Here is a 13324-nt window from a genome sequence, read left to right as displayed (position 1 = left end):
TTAATATTTTGTCTCGATAGATGTTATTTTTGCATCTCCCCATAGACTTTCGATGTCGTAAAACTCCCTAATGTGTTTCTGGAATACATGAACTACTACATTCACATAATCCATTAAAACCCACTCGGCATTTTCGCTACCTTCGATATGCCAGGGCTTATCTTTTAAAGCTTTACTAACAGATTTTTGAACGGAATTAACGATGGCGTTAACCTGAGTGTTAGAAGTACCGTTGCAGATAACAAAATAATCACAAACTGTATTATCAATCTCTCTTAAGTCGAGGATATCTATATCATTTCCTTTAACATCTTCTATTCCCTTAATGATATGTGCTATAAGTTGATCGCTGTTTGTTTCTTTTTTCGTCATTAAATTTATTTATTTACGCAAAGTTATGTTTTTTTGGCTTTTTATAGACCTACTTAACACAACATTTAGCGACAATCTTTTCTTTATTCTATTATGCGTATAATCAAAGTTGATGCCATCCCCTCTACAAACGACTTTGTGAAGCAATATTACTCTGGTAATTCTAGCTTCGAACCAGTTTGTGTTTCTGCTCGTTTTCAAACAAAAGGGAAAGGACAAAGAGGTTCTGTTTGGAACGTGACCGCAGGCAAAAATCTAACATTCAGCTTACTTTATCCTAAGATAAGCGTAACGATAAATCATCACTTTTTATTGAGTGCCGTTGTTTCACTTTCGGTTATAAATGTACTACGGAAGTTTAATACTCCAAAATTAAGTGTAAAATGGCCCAACGACATAATGTCAGGAAACTTTAAGATTGGCGGAATTCTTATCGAAAATATCCTGAAGCAAACTGACATCGCGGCCAGTGTTATTGGTATAGGTTTAAATATAAATCAGGACGATTTTGGTGATTTAAAGCAGGCTTCTTCATTAAAACTTCAAACCGGTAATGATTTTGATCTGGATGAGATATTACATGCAATCCTGGAAGAACTTTTAAAACGTTTAGAAGTGCTTTCAGAAGAAAATGAAACACAAATTTTAGAAGAATATGCCGCTTTGATGTTTAAAAAAGACGTTGTGGCTACTTTTCAGTATCCAAACGGAGATTTTTTTAACGGAATTATTCGCGGAGTGACTATAAACGGACTTTTAAATGTTGAAATCGAAGAGGCTGTTTTTAAGACTTTCGATCTAAAAGAAGTAAAATTAATGTATTAAAAAAGCTGTTTCAAAATATCGAATTTTAAAACAGCTTCTAAGTTATAGATTATCAGTAATTTGTAATAATTCGTTTATTTCGTCATTCCGAACCTGCCCGTCCGGCAGGCGGGATTGATCCGGAATCTCATACTGTAATGAAAAATCAATTATTAGGATGAGACCCTGAATCAAGTTCAGGGTGACCAGATCTCATTATGATCTATTGCGGATATATGTTTAAAATTTATCCAATATCGAAATCTATAATTTCGAAATATTTTCGCTTAGGTTATTGATGAATTTTTGCAGCGGACTTTTTACCATCATCGCCATCATGGCATTAAATTCACCATTAAATAAAAACTGAACTTCACTTCCTGTACCAGCTTCATTAATATGAATGCTTAGCGTGAATGGAAATTTATCTGATCCAGATCCTAAAACCACAAGATTTGGTTCATCTGTGTTTACGATTTTAAGAACGATCTCTGGCATTCCTTTTAACTGAAAAAGAAATTTTTCTGAAGATAGAACTTCAAATTTCTCTTTGCTGCTAGGCATTATTTGGTCGTAATTCTCTACGTTCGTCAGGAAATTGTACATTTCCTGCTGGCTTTTACTGGCAGTTACTTTTGGGCTTTTTAAATTCATATTATTGCGGACTCCAATTTGCGGGATCTTTTCTCCAGCTTTTTAAAACTTCAACTTCAGATTCTTTTATATAGCTTGTGCGCTGCGCGGTATCGATTAAATAATCGTAATTACTTAACGTATGCACATCTAGATCTGCATTTTTAATATTTTCTTCAGCAATATCAAAACCATAAGAAAATATCGCGAGCATACCTTTAACGTTAGCACCACTTTCTCTTAATGCTTTTACCGCATTTAAACTGCTACCGCCAGTGCTTATTAGATCTTCGATAACGACTACGGTTTGGCCGGCTTCAAGATTGCCTTCGATTTGGTTTTTTCTACCGTGAGATTTCGCTTCTGGTCTTACATAAACAAAAGGCAGGCTAAGATATTCTGCAACCAGCATCCCAATACCAATGGCACCGGTGGCGACGCCAGCAATTACATCTGGTTTTCCATAAATTTCTTCAACCTGCTTAGCGAAATTTTCACGTATAAAGTTTCTAATCAAAGGATAGGACAAAACGATACGATTATCGCAGTAAATAGGAGACTGCCATCCGCTGGCCCAAGTAAAAGGCTCTTGTGGTTCTAATTTTATTGCTTTAATTTGCAATAATACTTCAGCAGTTTTTATTGCTGTTTCTTTATTTAAAATCATACTACAAATGTATAAAGTTTTTGTGAATGATACCCCGATAATTCTTTCCACAAAAAAAGATCTGGGAGGCGAATATAAAACCTATTCCATCAAAACCGTACGATTAAAACGTTTAATTAGAAAAATTAATAAGGGTAAAATTACACATGTAAATCTTTATCATAGAAAAGAAGAAAAGCTTTTAAAATTTCTTCGGAGAAAAATAAAGGTTGTTGTTGCCGGTGGCGGTAAAGTATACAATGATAAAGGCGAGATCCTTTTTATCTACAGAAATAAAAAATGGGATTTACCTAAAGGGAAAATTGAAAAAGGCGAAACCATAGAAGAATGTGCGATTCGGGAAGTTGCTGAGGAAACTGCAATTACCGGATTAGAAATCACCGGCTTTTTAAGAACTACTTTCCATATTTTTAAGCGCAAAGGAAAATATCGTTTAAAAGAAACCCACTGGTATAATATGACTAGTGATTTTGATGGTGAATTGATTCCGCAGGAAAAAGAGGGTATTGAGAAAGTAAAATGGAAAAACCCTGAAAAGGCAGAAAAAGCACTTAAAAACTCTTACGCGAACATAAAATTATTGTTTGAAGAAGACGAAATTACCGTTCCTAAAACCTCTAACGTGGTATCCTGAAAATTGGATAGCGTAAATGCGCATTCTCATAATATTTAGAATGTTTGTGAATCCATTCTAGTTGCGCATACCAGTTTTCTGCAAAATCGGGATCGTTTGTTTTCTTTTCTTCAAAAGAAGCTTTTAGATCTGCATTTTTGGCAAGCAGGTCTTTTGCAATATCTTCGAAAACATAAGGAGAAAAATGTTCTTTTTGCTGAAGTACGGTGTCAAAATAATTCCAGTTGAAGAAAGAATCCTCTGCAGTTGGTTCTAGCATTTCCAGTAAATAGCGAACACCATCCTGAAAAGTGCTGATATAATAATCTCCTTTTCTAAATCTTATAGAATCCATACTTGCCGAGACTTCGGTATTTCGATGCATATAATGTCCTTCGTAGGCGCTATTGCCGGTCTCGTAATTTTCGATCTTATATTGCTGTACGTAAAGCGTAGTATCTTTTTCAAAAGCTTTCATTTTAATGTTATTCAGCTCTAACAGATCAATAACATTCCACCATCCTTGCGGAATAACGTAAGCTCTAGGAATATCGATACGGTCTTCAGCAATAAAATTGTTGAAATATTCGATATCTTGTGTAAAAGGTTTGCTGCGGTCGTATTTTAAACGCTCGCCGTCGGTAACCTCACTCGGTATCATTTCGCCCTCATATCCTTTAAACTCGCGGATACTTGGATCTTCCATATCTGGTTTATAGTGTACAGGATACCAGCGTTTGGTAAGATATTTTTTATTTTCAGCAGCTCTTAATTCTTTTATTTTTTCAGATTGATTGTCGGTAATTGCAACCATAGATTGCATAAGCTCGTAAGTTCCCCAAACACGCTTGTCGTAAGGCTTCAGCATATGTGTTTCGACCATCATTCCTAAAGTATTCCACATCGTTGTATAGCCGGTAGAATAACGAGGATAATCTACAAATTGAGAAAATCCATTTTCAGGAACTTCATTAAAAACATTCACATAAGGCGTAATATCAAGATTCTTTATTTTTAAGGAATCTTCTAAAGCCGGCATCATTTTCTCATCCAGATATTTACCAATATCGCCCCCCAACCTGTTATGCTGAGTAAAAAGATGGGTTAAAACATATTGATAATCTGCGCCATTGCTTACGTGATTATCGATAAAAACTTCTGGATCCAAATAATGGTAAATTTTATAAAAAGCACGGGCATTTTTAGAGTCTGCTTTCGCAAAATCACGATTTAGATCGTAATTACGAGCGTTTCCTCTAAATCCGTAAGCTTTTGGTCCATTTTGATTGGTTCTGGAAAATGAGTTTCTATTTAAAGCACCGCCAATATTGTAAACAGGAATAGTTGCGATTACCACATTTTCTGGAACTTTGATAGAATCTTGCGCCATATCCCTAAACATCATCATGGTGGCGTCGATACCGTCACTTTCGCCGGGATGAATTCCGTTTAAGACCAATAAAATACTCTTATTTTCTTTGATTTTTGCGATGTCGAACTGCGCATCTGGATTAAAGATGGCTAGATGCAAAGGTTCTCCGCTATCGGTAGTATCAAATGCTTTTAGTTGTACAGAAGGGTAAGCTTTAGCCAGATCTTCGTAAAAACTGATTACGTTGGGATAGGTATCGGTTTCAGTTCCATTAGAAATTTCAAAACGAGTCGTAAAATCATAATCGTCCTGAAGCTGATATTTAGAGAAATCGCAGGAACCAAAAGCAATAATTATAAAACCTAAGAAAAGAATTCTTTTCATAAATACTAACTAACAACAAATATAGGTTGTAAACATACTTAAAATATGCTAAAGCCGCTAATTTAGAGTGCTAATAATAGATTCTTGTAAGAGAATACGTGATTTAAAATTGTAGGTTTTAGACTATGTTTTTTCACAAAACATTTTGTCTTAGCGCTTTTTGCTGTTAAACTATACTTAATCCTTAGTAATGATTTTTCTGAAGTCTTATTTCAGTTTATTTTCGGGAAAAAGCTAAGAAATGAAAAAGAAGACAATATTAAGTGTTTGTTTGTCAACACTCATAGGTTTTTCAGGAATCGCGCAAATGCAGGAGGAATTACCTAAAAAGATGAAAAAGGAATTAGCGAAGCAGCCACCAGTAACTGTTCAAACTACAGTTGGACCTCTAGAGTTGCCTTCGCCATTTTCAACAGAATCTGTAGAGAAGCGAAGCGAGATCGTGCCATGGCCAGAAGGACAAATGCCAACAGCACCTGCAGGTTTTAAAGTTTCTAAATTTGCTGAAGATTTAGATCATCCTAGAAGATCGTATGTAGCACCTAACGGAAAAGATATTTTTGTAGTAGAAAGTGATGATGCTAAGAAAAGTGCCAATAGAATTACACTTTTTAGAGATGCCAATAAGGATGGGAAACCAGAAGAACGTTTTATTTTTGCTGAAGATCTAAATCAGCCATACGGAATGCTAATTCTAGATGGTTATTTTTATGTGGCTAATGTTGACGCCATAAAAAGATGGTCTTATAAAGAAGGAATGATGTCGTTAGAAGGAGAAGGCGAATTGGTTAAAGAATTACCTGCCGGAGGTTATAACCACCACTGGACGCGTAATTTAATCGCAAGCAAAGACGGAAACAAATTGGTGGTTACCGTTGGATCTTCCAGTAACGCCGGTGAACACGGTATGGAAAAAGAAAAGCGCAGAGCAAATGTGCTTATGATGGATCCAGATGGTAGTAATGAGATCGTTTATGCGGCTGGTTTAAGAAATCCAGTTGGCGTAGATTATAATCCAATAACGGGAGAACTTTGGGCTGCCGTTAACGAACGTGATAAAATTGGTGATAATTTAGTGCCAGATTATGTAACTAGCGTTAAACAAGGTGGCTGGTATGGTTGGCCTTATTCATATTATGGAGATATTAAAGATCCAAGATGGCATAAAGAACCGCATAATGATATGGTAGAAAAAGCGATAATTCCAGATGTTCCTGTAGGATCACATACAGCATCTTTGGGAATCACTTTTTACGATAAAAATCAATTTCCTGAAAAATATAAAAACGGAGCATTTGTAGGACAACACGGTTCATGGAATCGTTCAAATTTTGCAGGATATAAAGTACTTTTTATTCCATTTGATGCCAACGGAAAGCCACAGCAACCAGAAGATTTCTTAACAGGTTTTATTGCCAATGAAGATGGCAGCAAAGTTTATGGTCGCCCGGTTGGAGTTACTACTTTACCAAACGGAGATCTATTGGTGAACGATGATAACGGCGGAGTAGTGTGGAGAGTTTCTGCGGAATAATAAGTAATTTAGTTTCTTAAAGAAGAGCAATTGAAGAAAATAATTATAGCGCTAATATTGGTGATTTGCGCACAACAATCTTTTTGTCAGAATCTGAAAGGGCAAATTTTAAATGGAACAACTTCTGAAGCGATCGCAAATGTAAATATCATTGCGGCTTCAGAAGTTGTTGCTGTTTCAGGTAAAGATGGTTTTTTTGATATTCAGAATATAGACTTTCCGTTAGTTTTACAATTCAGTGCAATAGGATTTGAAACAAAAAAGCTTAGATTCGATAAAAATGACACTAATTTTAAAGTTTACCTGGCACCTTCAAACGAATCACTTTCCGAAGTAAAATTAAGAAGCACACTAATCCCAACCGAATTACAAAAAACACCCGCAGCGGTAAGTTTACTCTCCAAAAACGATCTGGAAAGAACCGATGCTACAAATTTTGTGGATAATCTTAATTATGTGCCCGGAGTTTATGTGAATCAGGGTGCTTTAAATACCAATAAGATCAATATTCGCGGAATTGGAGGTAGAGCGCAATATGCTACAAATAGAATTCAGGCGTATTTCGACGGAATTCCGCTGGCAACGGCAGAAGGTTCGCTCACTTTAGATGATATCGACCAGGAATCTTTAGAACGTGTTGAGGTGATAAAAGGCCCAACAAGTAGTATTTATGGAGCAGGACTTGGTGGTTCGATAAATTTATACTCGGCAGATCCCGGAGCAAATGAAAGTCGGGTTGGTGTAAAAGTACAGGGCGGAAGTTACAATACCTGGAAAAAATCTGATGTAATTTCTATAAATGGAGCAAATTCTTCAGTTTTTGCGACCTATAATCATGTTCAAAGTGATGGCTGGCGCGAGAATGGTTCTTACGATAGAAAATCTGGATTGGTAAATGCAAAATTGCTGACTTCAGGAAAAAATAGTCTGTCATTTTTGGCCTATTTCGTCAAACTAAAAGCTTATATCCCAAGTTCGATAAATGAGGACGGTTTTTTAAATGATCCAGAAAGTGCCGCATACACCTGGGGAGCTTCCAGAGGTTACGAAAGTTATGATCGTGGTTTGTTGGGCGTGAGTTATAAACATCATTTTTCCGAGAATTTCACCAATCAAACCAGCGTTTTCTTAAGTTTTAGAAATGGCTACGAACCAAGACCATTCGATATTTTAAAAGAAGAGCGATTATCTGCCGGTGCAAGAACCAATTTTAGCCTTTCTACAAAACTTTTTGAATTGCCTTCAGAATTTAGTTTTGGCGCGCAATATTATAATGAATGGTACGAAACCGGCACTTTTGAAAATTTTTACGAAGATTTCGATAATCTTGGTAGTGTGCGTGGAGAACGCTTAAGTAATAATGAGCAGGATCGCCATTATGCGAATTTCTTTGCGCAAGTAAATATAGATTTAAGCGAGCGTTTGTTGTTAGAAGCCGGCTTAAATTTTAACACAACCGCTTATAGTTTAGATGATTTTTATGCTGAAGATAATATCGATCAAACCGGGAGTTATACTTTTGATGCCGTTTTTTCTCCAAGATTGGGGTTGTCGTATGAAGTTGCTGAACTGAAGAATATTTACGCATCTGTAAGCCATGGGTTTTCTACGCCAACGGTTGCTGAAACCTTAACTCCGGAAGGGCAAATAAACACCGATCTACAAGCCGAGACAGGTTTTAATTACGAAATAGGTTTTAAAGGAAACTGGTTAAATAATCGATTATATACTGAAGTTTCTTTATACAGCATCCAGGTGCGAAATTTATTGGTGGCGCAAAGAGTTGCTGAAGATCAATATGTAGGAATTAACGCGGGTAAAACCGACCATAACGGAATTGAATTGCTTGGAAAATATAGCTTAGATCTTGCTGAAAACTGGCAGGTGAGTCCGTTTGTAAATGCAGCGTTCAACTTTTTTGAATTCGATCGTTTTGTGAATGAAGAAGTAGATTATTCGGGGAATGAGCTACCCGGAGTTCCAAAACATACTATAAATGCAGGATTTGATCTTAGTACAGAATTTGGTTTCAGTTTCAATGCACTTTATAGAAATGTAGGTGAAATTCCGCTAAACGATGCAAATGCGCTGTATACAAATTCTTATGATCTGGTAAATCTAAAAGCAGCGTATGCTTTTGATATTATAAAGGATCTTCAGCTAAATATTTACGGCGGAATAAATAATGTTTTTGATGAACATTATGCCGCCAGTGTTTTACCAAATGCGGTTGGTTTTGGTGGCGCCGCACCACGATATTATTATCCTGGCTATCCACGTAATTATTTTACAGGCGTAGCAGTTAATTATTTTTTCTAAATTGAAGTAAATACAATCCCTATGATACGAAGTTATTTTAACGAGCAGTGGAAAGAAGTCGAGTTTGGCGATAATGTTTCAGATGAAATTCGCTATAAAATTTCCAATTTGGGCCGAGTAATTAAAATTACTGAAGAAGGTGAAGAACTTCAGGAGAAGCGACTGGGAAATGGATATGAAATGATTCGTATAAAACTTAAAAATGGTGTTTGGTCCAGCCGATATACTCATAAAATTTTAGCTGAAAATTTCTTGGAACCAAAAGAAGGGCAGCGCTATGTAATTCATTTAAATTACGATAAGACCGATAATCGCTTAGAGAATTTGCAATGGGCGACAAAGCGAGAAAAAGAGATCCATCAATTTAGTAATCCTGAAAATAAGAATATTAAAAGAAAGCTTCCTAGCCACGCAAAACTAACTGAAACTAAAGTGAAGTTTATTAAGCGTAAGATCTTTGATCCTAACAGAAGAACACGTTTAAAAATGATCGCTAAACAATTTGGGATTTCAGAAATGCAGTTGCACCGAATCAAAACTGGAGAAAACTGGGGACATGTAACGGAGTATTAGAGATTAGATCGCTGGTACTGTGAGATAGTAGATTTTAGATGATAGAATTTAGGGATACGATATTGGAGGTTTTCAATATAAATTTTTTAAAAGTTTGCTTGACAGGTCTGTAATCTGAAAACTTAGTTATAAAATTTACTCACTACTCACTGAATCCGGTACCATAAACTCATATTTCCCGCCGTGTTGCATCACATCTCTTACAACGGTAGAAGAAATATGTTCGAAGCCAGAAGAAGCGATTAGAAAAACCGTTTCGATATTTTCCATTTTGTAGTTGGTTTGGCCAATAGCTTTTTCAAATTCTAGATCGATCCCGTTTCTAAGTCCGCGAAGTAAGAATTTAGCGTCAATTTCTTTGCAAAAATCAACTGTTAGTCCGCTGTAGGTGGTTACCTTAATTTTAGACTCGTTTTGGAAGGTTTTTTCAAGGAATTCAAGTCGTTTTTCTAAAGAAAACATATACTTTTTACTGCTGTTGGTTCCAATTGCCAGAACGATTTCATCAAAAAGAGGAAGTCCTCTTTCAATAATATCTACATGCCCTAAAGTAATAGGATCAAATGATCCTGGAAATACTGCTCTTTTCATAGAAAATCGATTATCAATACTAATGTCTTATAAAAAAAGAAGGAAACAAAATTTCGATTGATATTATAGATGTAAGCGTTATTTTTATATATTCGCCTTTTCGAAAACGCATCGATCAAAAAATGAACAAAATCATCACAGTATTAGTAATTTTTATTTTTTCAAGTTCAGGTTTAAAAGCACAAAACACTTCCGTAGAAAAATCCTTATTCGGTATTCAAACCGGTGTTTTAGGGATTTGGGGGTACAATGAATCGAGATTAGCAGATCAGTTTGCGCTAAGAACAGAAATTGGTTTCGATGCTGGATTATGGGGAGGAACTCTATATGATAATAGCGTAAATTTTGCTTTAATTCCGGTAATTACCTTCGAGCCACGCTGGTATTATAACATAAAAAAGCGTGCAAATAAAAAACGAAGAACCTGGAATAACGGAGCTAATTTTCTTAGTTTAGAAACTAGTTTTTATCCAGATCTTTTTGTGATATCTAATGCGAAAAATGTAGGAGTTGCTAACCAGATTTATTTTATCCCAAAATGGGGGATTAAAAGAAATATAGGAAAGCACTTTGGATTTGAAGCCGGTTTAGGTGCAGGCTATGGAACTTTATTAGAAAGAAAAAGTACTTTAGATGATGGTTTTACAGTAGATCTGCATTTAAAAATCGGCTATAATTTTTAATAAACTTAGCTTAAAGCCGCTTCTATTGCACTCGCATATAATTCTTTTAAACTAATTCCTGCTTTCGCTGCTTGCTGAGGTAAAATACTGGCTTGGCTTAATCCCGGAGTGGTGTTCATTTCAATAAAATGTGGTTCACCGTTATGGAATATAAATTCAGAGCGTGTAAAACCTTTCATTTTTAATTTCTGATAGATCAGTTTAGCGATTTCCTGAACCTTTTTTGTGTCTTCTTCTGAAATTCTTGCAGGAGTGATCTCCTGAGATTTGCCCAGATATTTCGCTTCATAATCGAAGAATTCATTTTCTGAAACAATTTCGGTTACCGGAAGCGCGAGTAATTCACCATTATAAGTGATTACACCCACAGAAACTTCAGTGCCATCAAGGAAAGATTCGATAATTGCTTCATCATCTTCCTGAAATGCATTTTGAGCCGCTCGATATAATTCGTCTTTATGTTTCACCTTTGTGATACCAAAGCTACTTCCCGCGCGATTCGCCTTTACAAAACAGGGAAGTCCTACTTTTTCAATAATGGCTTCAGTATCTACAATATCACCTTTATTTAGAAAATAGTTTTTAGCGGTTTTAATTCCGTAGGGCTGTAAAACGCTAATAAGGTCACGTTTGTTAAAAGTCAACGCCGATTGATAATGATCTGCTGCCGTTTGTGGAATATTCAGCAATTCTAAATAGGCCTGCAATAATCCGTTTTCGCCGGGTGTGCCGTGAATGGTATTAAAAACACAGTCAAATTTGATGATTTTACCATTAATTTTTACCGTGAAATCACTTCTGTTTATTGGATACGGCGTATCATCTGCAGCTACAACAAACCATTCGTTCTGTAAAATATGCACGCGGTAAGGCTCGTATTTATCAAGATCCAGATTTTCGTAAACCATGTTTCCACTATTTATAGAAATGCGGTATTCACTTGAAAAACCGCCCATTGCGATGGCAATTTTCTTCTTCATATTCAATATATCGGGTTATGTAGCGTTTAAAACAAAAATATCACGAAAAAAGGGTGTCACCAAAACCAAGGTGTTTTTATATCTTTGCTTTTTATTTTGTAAATATATGGGATTGTTCAGATTCATTTTCAGTAAAACATTTTTAATTCAGCTGGTGCTGGCAATTATTTTAGTAGTGGTATTGGGCTATGCAACTATGCAGTGGCTAGACTATACTACGAACCAGGGAGATCGTATAGAAGTTCCTAACCTGGCCGAGCTTTCTTTAAGCGATGTGGAAACAATGTTGAAGGAAAAGGATCTGAGATATGAGATTTTGGATTCGGCTAATTTTAATCCGGATTATCCAAGATTCTCTGTTATAGAGCAAGTCCCAAAAGCTGGGAAATTTGTAAAAGAAAATAGGAAAATATATCTGACTTTAAATCCGTCTGGTTATCGTAAAATAATGATCCCTGATCTTATTCGTCGTACGCGCAGACAGGCCGAGCCGACTTTAAAGTCTTTAGGTTTCGAGATTGGTGAGATCACTTATAAGCCAGATATTGCTGAAGATGCCGTTTTAGAGCTACGCCATAATGGTGAACTAATAGAAGCAGGAGACGAATTAATGAAAACCTCTAAAATCGATATGGTCTTAGGTGATGGCTCTGGAAGTTATGGACAACCTGTAGAAGAGGATAGTGTAGAGACACAGGAAACGAACGAAGACCAATTTGATTTTTAATGAAGGAGCATCCCGAAGAAAATAACGAGCTAGAAGAGCAGCTGGAAGACCAGAATGACGAAACGCTTTACGAACATCATAAATTTATTGCTGAAAAGGGCCAAAATCCCCTACGAGTTGATAAATATTTGATGAATTATATCGAGAAAGCAACTCGTAACAAAATTCAGAAGGCAGCAAAAGATGGGAATATTTATGTGAATGATGTTCCTGTAAAACAAAATTATAAAGTAAAGGCTGGTGATGTGGTGCAGGTAATGTTCGAGCATCCGCCGTATGAGTTTTTACTTACTCCAGAGAATATTCCGTTAGATATCGTTTATGAAGATGATACTGTTCTTGTGGTGAATAAACCGGCAGGAATGGTGGTGCATCCCGGGCATGGAAATTATAGCGGAACCTTGATCAATGCACTGGTGTATCATTTCGAAAACTTGCCAAATAACAGCAGTGATCGTCCTGGTTTGGTACACCGAATCGATAAAGATACCAGCGGACTTTTAGTGATCGCGAAAACCGAACATGCTATGGCGCATTTATCGAAGCAGTTTTTCGATAAAACCAGTGAGCGCGAGTATGTTGCCATGGTTTGGGGAAATGTTGAAGAAGATGAAGGAACGGTTGAAGGAAATATTGGAAGACATCCAAAAAACAGACTCCAGAATACCGTTTATGAAGGTGATGATGCTGAAAAAGGGAAACCCGCCGTAACTCATTTTAAAGTTTTGGAGCGTTTTGGTTATGTCACCTTGGTAGCTTGTAAATTAGAAACCGGTAGAACGCATCAGATTCGTGTGCATATGAAATATATTGGGCATACCCTTTTTAATGATGAGCGCTATGGTGGCGAGAAAATTCTAAAAGGAACTACCTTTACCAAATACAAGCAATTTGTAGAGAATTGTTTTAAAGTATTACCAAGGCAGGCGCTTCATGCAAAAACTTTAGGCTTTACACATCCAAAAACAGGAGAGTGGATGAGTTTTAATTCAGATTTGCCAGAAGATATGGTGGGCGCGATAGAGAAGTGGCGTAACTATGCCAAGAACCAGAAAGAAATGCTAGAGTAGTT

The 13324-nt window shown here is 36.3% G+C and carries 14 protein-coding genes; 8 read left to right on the top strand and 6 right to left on the bottom strand.

All coding sequences use genetic code 11. From position 1 onward, the window contains the following. Positions 1 to 372: a ribosome silencing factor gene (gene rsfS, locus BM201_RS11920; protein WP_084841435.1), complete on the bottom strand. Its 372-nt coding sequence runs from the start codon at positions 370 to 372 to the stop codon at positions 1 to 3. Between the two features lie 93 nt (positions 373 to 465). On the opposite strand from rsfS, the gene BM201_RS11915 reads away from it, so the two are divergent. After that, complete coding sequence (locus tag BM201_RS11915) at positions 466 to 1197, top strand: biotin--[acetyl-CoA-carboxylase] ligase (protein WP_092542942.1); 732 nt, start codon at positions 466 to 468, stop codon at positions 1195 to 1197. Positions 1198 to 1440: 243 nt separating this feature from the next. On the opposite strand, the gene BM201_RS11910 is transcribed toward BM201_RS11915, so the two are convergent. Together BM201_RS11910 and pyrE are read right to left on the bottom strand one after the other, a co-directional pair. Next, positions 1441 to 1830 (bottom strand): orotate phosphoribosyltransferase, encoded by a 390-nt coding sequence (locus BM201_RS11910; RefSeq protein ID WP_092542940.1) that lies wholly within the window; start codon positions 1828 to 1830, stop codon positions 1441 to 1443. 1 nt (position 1831) lies between these two features. Then, a complete protein-coding gene (gene pyrE, locus BM201_RS11905) occupies positions 1832 to 2476 on the bottom strand; it encodes an orotate phosphoribosyltransferase (RefSeq protein WP_092542938.1) in 645 nt (214 codons plus the stop codon). Between the two features lie 7 nt (positions 2477 to 2483). Here pyrE and BM201_RS11900 point away from each other — a divergent pair, with 7 nt between their 5' ends. After that, positions 2484 to 3110, top strand: a complete 627-nt coding sequence (locus tag BM201_RS11900; RefSeq protein WP_092542936.1) for an NUDIX hydrolase — start codon at positions 2484 to 2486, stop codon at positions 3108 to 3110. Here BM201_RS11900 and BM201_RS11895 read toward each other — a convergent pair. Next, positions 3094 to 4845, bottom strand: coding sequence for a M14 family metallopeptidase (locus tag BM201_RS11895; RefSeq protein WP_092542934.1), 1752 nt, complete (start codon positions 4843 to 4845; stop codon positions 3094 to 3096). The genes BM201_RS11900 and BM201_RS11895 overlap by 17 nt on opposite strands. Before the next feature lie 241 nt (positions 4846 to 5086). Between BM201_RS11895 and BM201_RS11890 the strand changes: the two genes are divergently transcribed. Genes BM201_RS11890 through BM201_RS11880 form a run of 3 tightly spaced genes read left to right on the top strand, consistent with a single transcriptional unit; the run spans position 5087 to position 9271 of the window. Then, complete coding sequence (locus BM201_RS11890; protein ID WP_092542932.1) at positions 5087 to 6379, top strand: PQQ-dependent sugar dehydrogenase; 1293 nt, start codon at positions 5087 to 5089, stop codon at positions 6377 to 6379. A gap of 30 nt (positions 6380 to 6409) precedes the next feature. After that, positions 6410 to 8698 (top strand): TonB-dependent receptor, encoded by a 2289-nt coding sequence (locus BM201_RS11885; protein WP_245758630.1) that lies wholly within the window; start codon positions 6410 to 6412, stop codon positions 8696 to 8698. A 21-nt stretch (positions 8699 to 8719) separates the two neighbouring features. Beyond that, positions 8720 to 9271, top strand: coding sequence for an HNH endonuclease (locus BM201_RS11880; protein ID WP_092542930.1), 552 nt, complete (start codon positions 8720 to 8722; stop codon positions 9269 to 9271). Positions 9272 to 9406: 135 nt separating this feature from the next. On the opposite strand, the gene coaD is transcribed toward BM201_RS11880, so the two are convergent. Then, positions 9407 to 9862, bottom strand: a complete 456-nt coding sequence (gene coaD / locus BM201_RS11875) for a pantetheine-phosphate adenylyltransferase (protein ID WP_092542928.1) — start codon at positions 9860 to 9862, stop codon at positions 9407 to 9409. A 122-nt stretch (positions 9863 to 9984) separates the two neighbouring features. On the opposite strand from coaD, the gene BM201_RS11870 reads away from it, so the two are divergent. Then, positions 9985 to 10545: a hypothetical protein gene (locus tag BM201_RS11870; RefSeq protein ID WP_092542926.1), complete on the top strand. Its 561-nt coding sequence runs from the start codon at positions 9985 to 9987 to the stop codon at positions 10543 to 10545. A 5-nt stretch (positions 10546 to 10550) separates the two neighbouring features. On the opposite strand, the gene BM201_RS11865 is transcribed toward BM201_RS11870, so the two are convergent. Then, positions 10551 to 11525 carry a D-alanine--D-alanine ligase gene (locus BM201_RS11865; RefSeq protein ID WP_092542924.1) on the bottom strand — a complete coding sequence of 325 codons (975 nt, stop codon included), beginning with the start codon at positions 11523 to 11525 and terminating at the stop codon, positions 10551 to 10553. Between the two features lie 106 nt (positions 11526 to 11631). Between BM201_RS11865 and BM201_RS11860 the strand changes: the two genes are divergently transcribed. Beyond that, the gene (locus tag BM201_RS11860; RefSeq protein ID WP_092542922.1) at positions 11632 to 12252 is read left to right on the top strand and encodes a PASTA domain-containing protein; all 621 of its coding nucleotides are present in this window, start codon (positions 11632 to 11634) and stop codon (positions 12250 to 12252) included. After that, a complete protein-coding gene (locus BM201_RS11855) occupies positions 12252 to 13322 on the top strand; it encodes an RluA family pseudouridine synthase (RefSeq protein WP_092542920.1) in 1071 nt (356 codons plus the stop codon). Before BM201_RS11860 ends, BM201_RS11855 begins: the two co-directional genes overlap by 1 nt. Positions 13323 to 13324: the final 2 nt, after the last annotated feature.

Origin of the sequence: Zunongwangia mangrovi, assembly GCF_900112105.1 — a bacterium.
GTDB classification, from domain to species: Bacteria; Bacteroidota; Bacteroidia; order Flavobacteriales; family Flavobacteriaceae; genus Zunongwangia; species Zunongwangia mangrovi.
Note: the sequence above shows the minus strand (reverse complement) of the source record. Positions and strands in the feature narration are given on the sequence as shown.

What these genes read in the sequence shown, in the direction of transcription:
- rsfS (WP_084841435.1), bottom strand. Translation starts at nt 372, where the DNA reads ATGACGAAAAAAGAAACAAACAGCGATCAACTTATAGCACATATCATT.
- BM201_RS11915 (WP_092542942.1), top strand. Translation starts at nt 466, where the DNA reads ATGCGTATAATCAAAGTTGATGCCATCCCCTCTACAAACGACTTTGTG.
- BM201_RS11910 (WP_092542940.1), bottom strand. Translation starts at nt 1,830, where the DNA reads ATGAATTTAAAAAGCCCAAAAGTAACTGCCAGTAAAAGCCAGCAGGAA.
- pyrE (WP_092542938.1), bottom strand. Translation starts at nt 2,476, where the DNA reads ATGATTTTAAATAAAGAAACAGCAATAAAAACTGCTGAAGTATTATTG.
- BM201_RS11900 (WP_092542936.1), top strand. Translation starts at nt 2,484, where the DNA reads ATGTATAAAGTTTTTGTGAATGATACCCCGATAATTCTTTCCACAAAA.
- BM201_RS11895 (WP_092542934.1), bottom strand. Translation starts at nt 4,845, where the DNA reads ATGAAAAGAATTCTTTTCTTAGGTTTTATAATTATTGCTTTTGGTTCC.
- BM201_RS11890 (WP_092542932.1), top strand. Translation starts at nt 5,087, where the DNA reads ATGAAAAAGAAGACAATATTAAGTGTTTGTTTGTCAACACTCATAGGT.
- BM201_RS11880 (WP_092542930.1), top strand. Translation starts at nt 8,720, where the DNA reads ATGATACGAAGTTATTTTAACGAGCAGTGGAAAGAAGTCGAGTTTGGC.
- coaD (WP_092542928.1), bottom strand. Translation starts at nt 9,862, where the DNA reads ATGAAAAGAGCAGTATTTCCAGGATCATTTGATCCTATTACTTTAGGG.
- BM201_RS11870 (WP_092542926.1), top strand. Translation starts at nt 9,985, where the DNA reads ATGAACAAAATCATCACAGTATTAGTAATTTTTATTTTTTCAAGTTCA.
- BM201_RS11865 (WP_092542924.1), bottom strand. Translation starts at nt 11,525, where the DNA reads ATGAAGAAGAAAATTGCCATCGCAATGGGCGGTTTTTCAAGTGAATAC.
- BM201_RS11860 (WP_092542922.1), top strand. Translation starts at nt 11,632, where the DNA reads ATGGGATTGTTCAGATTCATTTTCAGTAAAACATTTTTAATTCAGCTG.
- BM201_RS11855 (WP_092542920.1), top strand. Translation starts at nt 12,252, where the DNA reads ATGAAGGAGCATCCCGAAGAAAATAACGAGCTAGAAGAGCAGCTGGAA.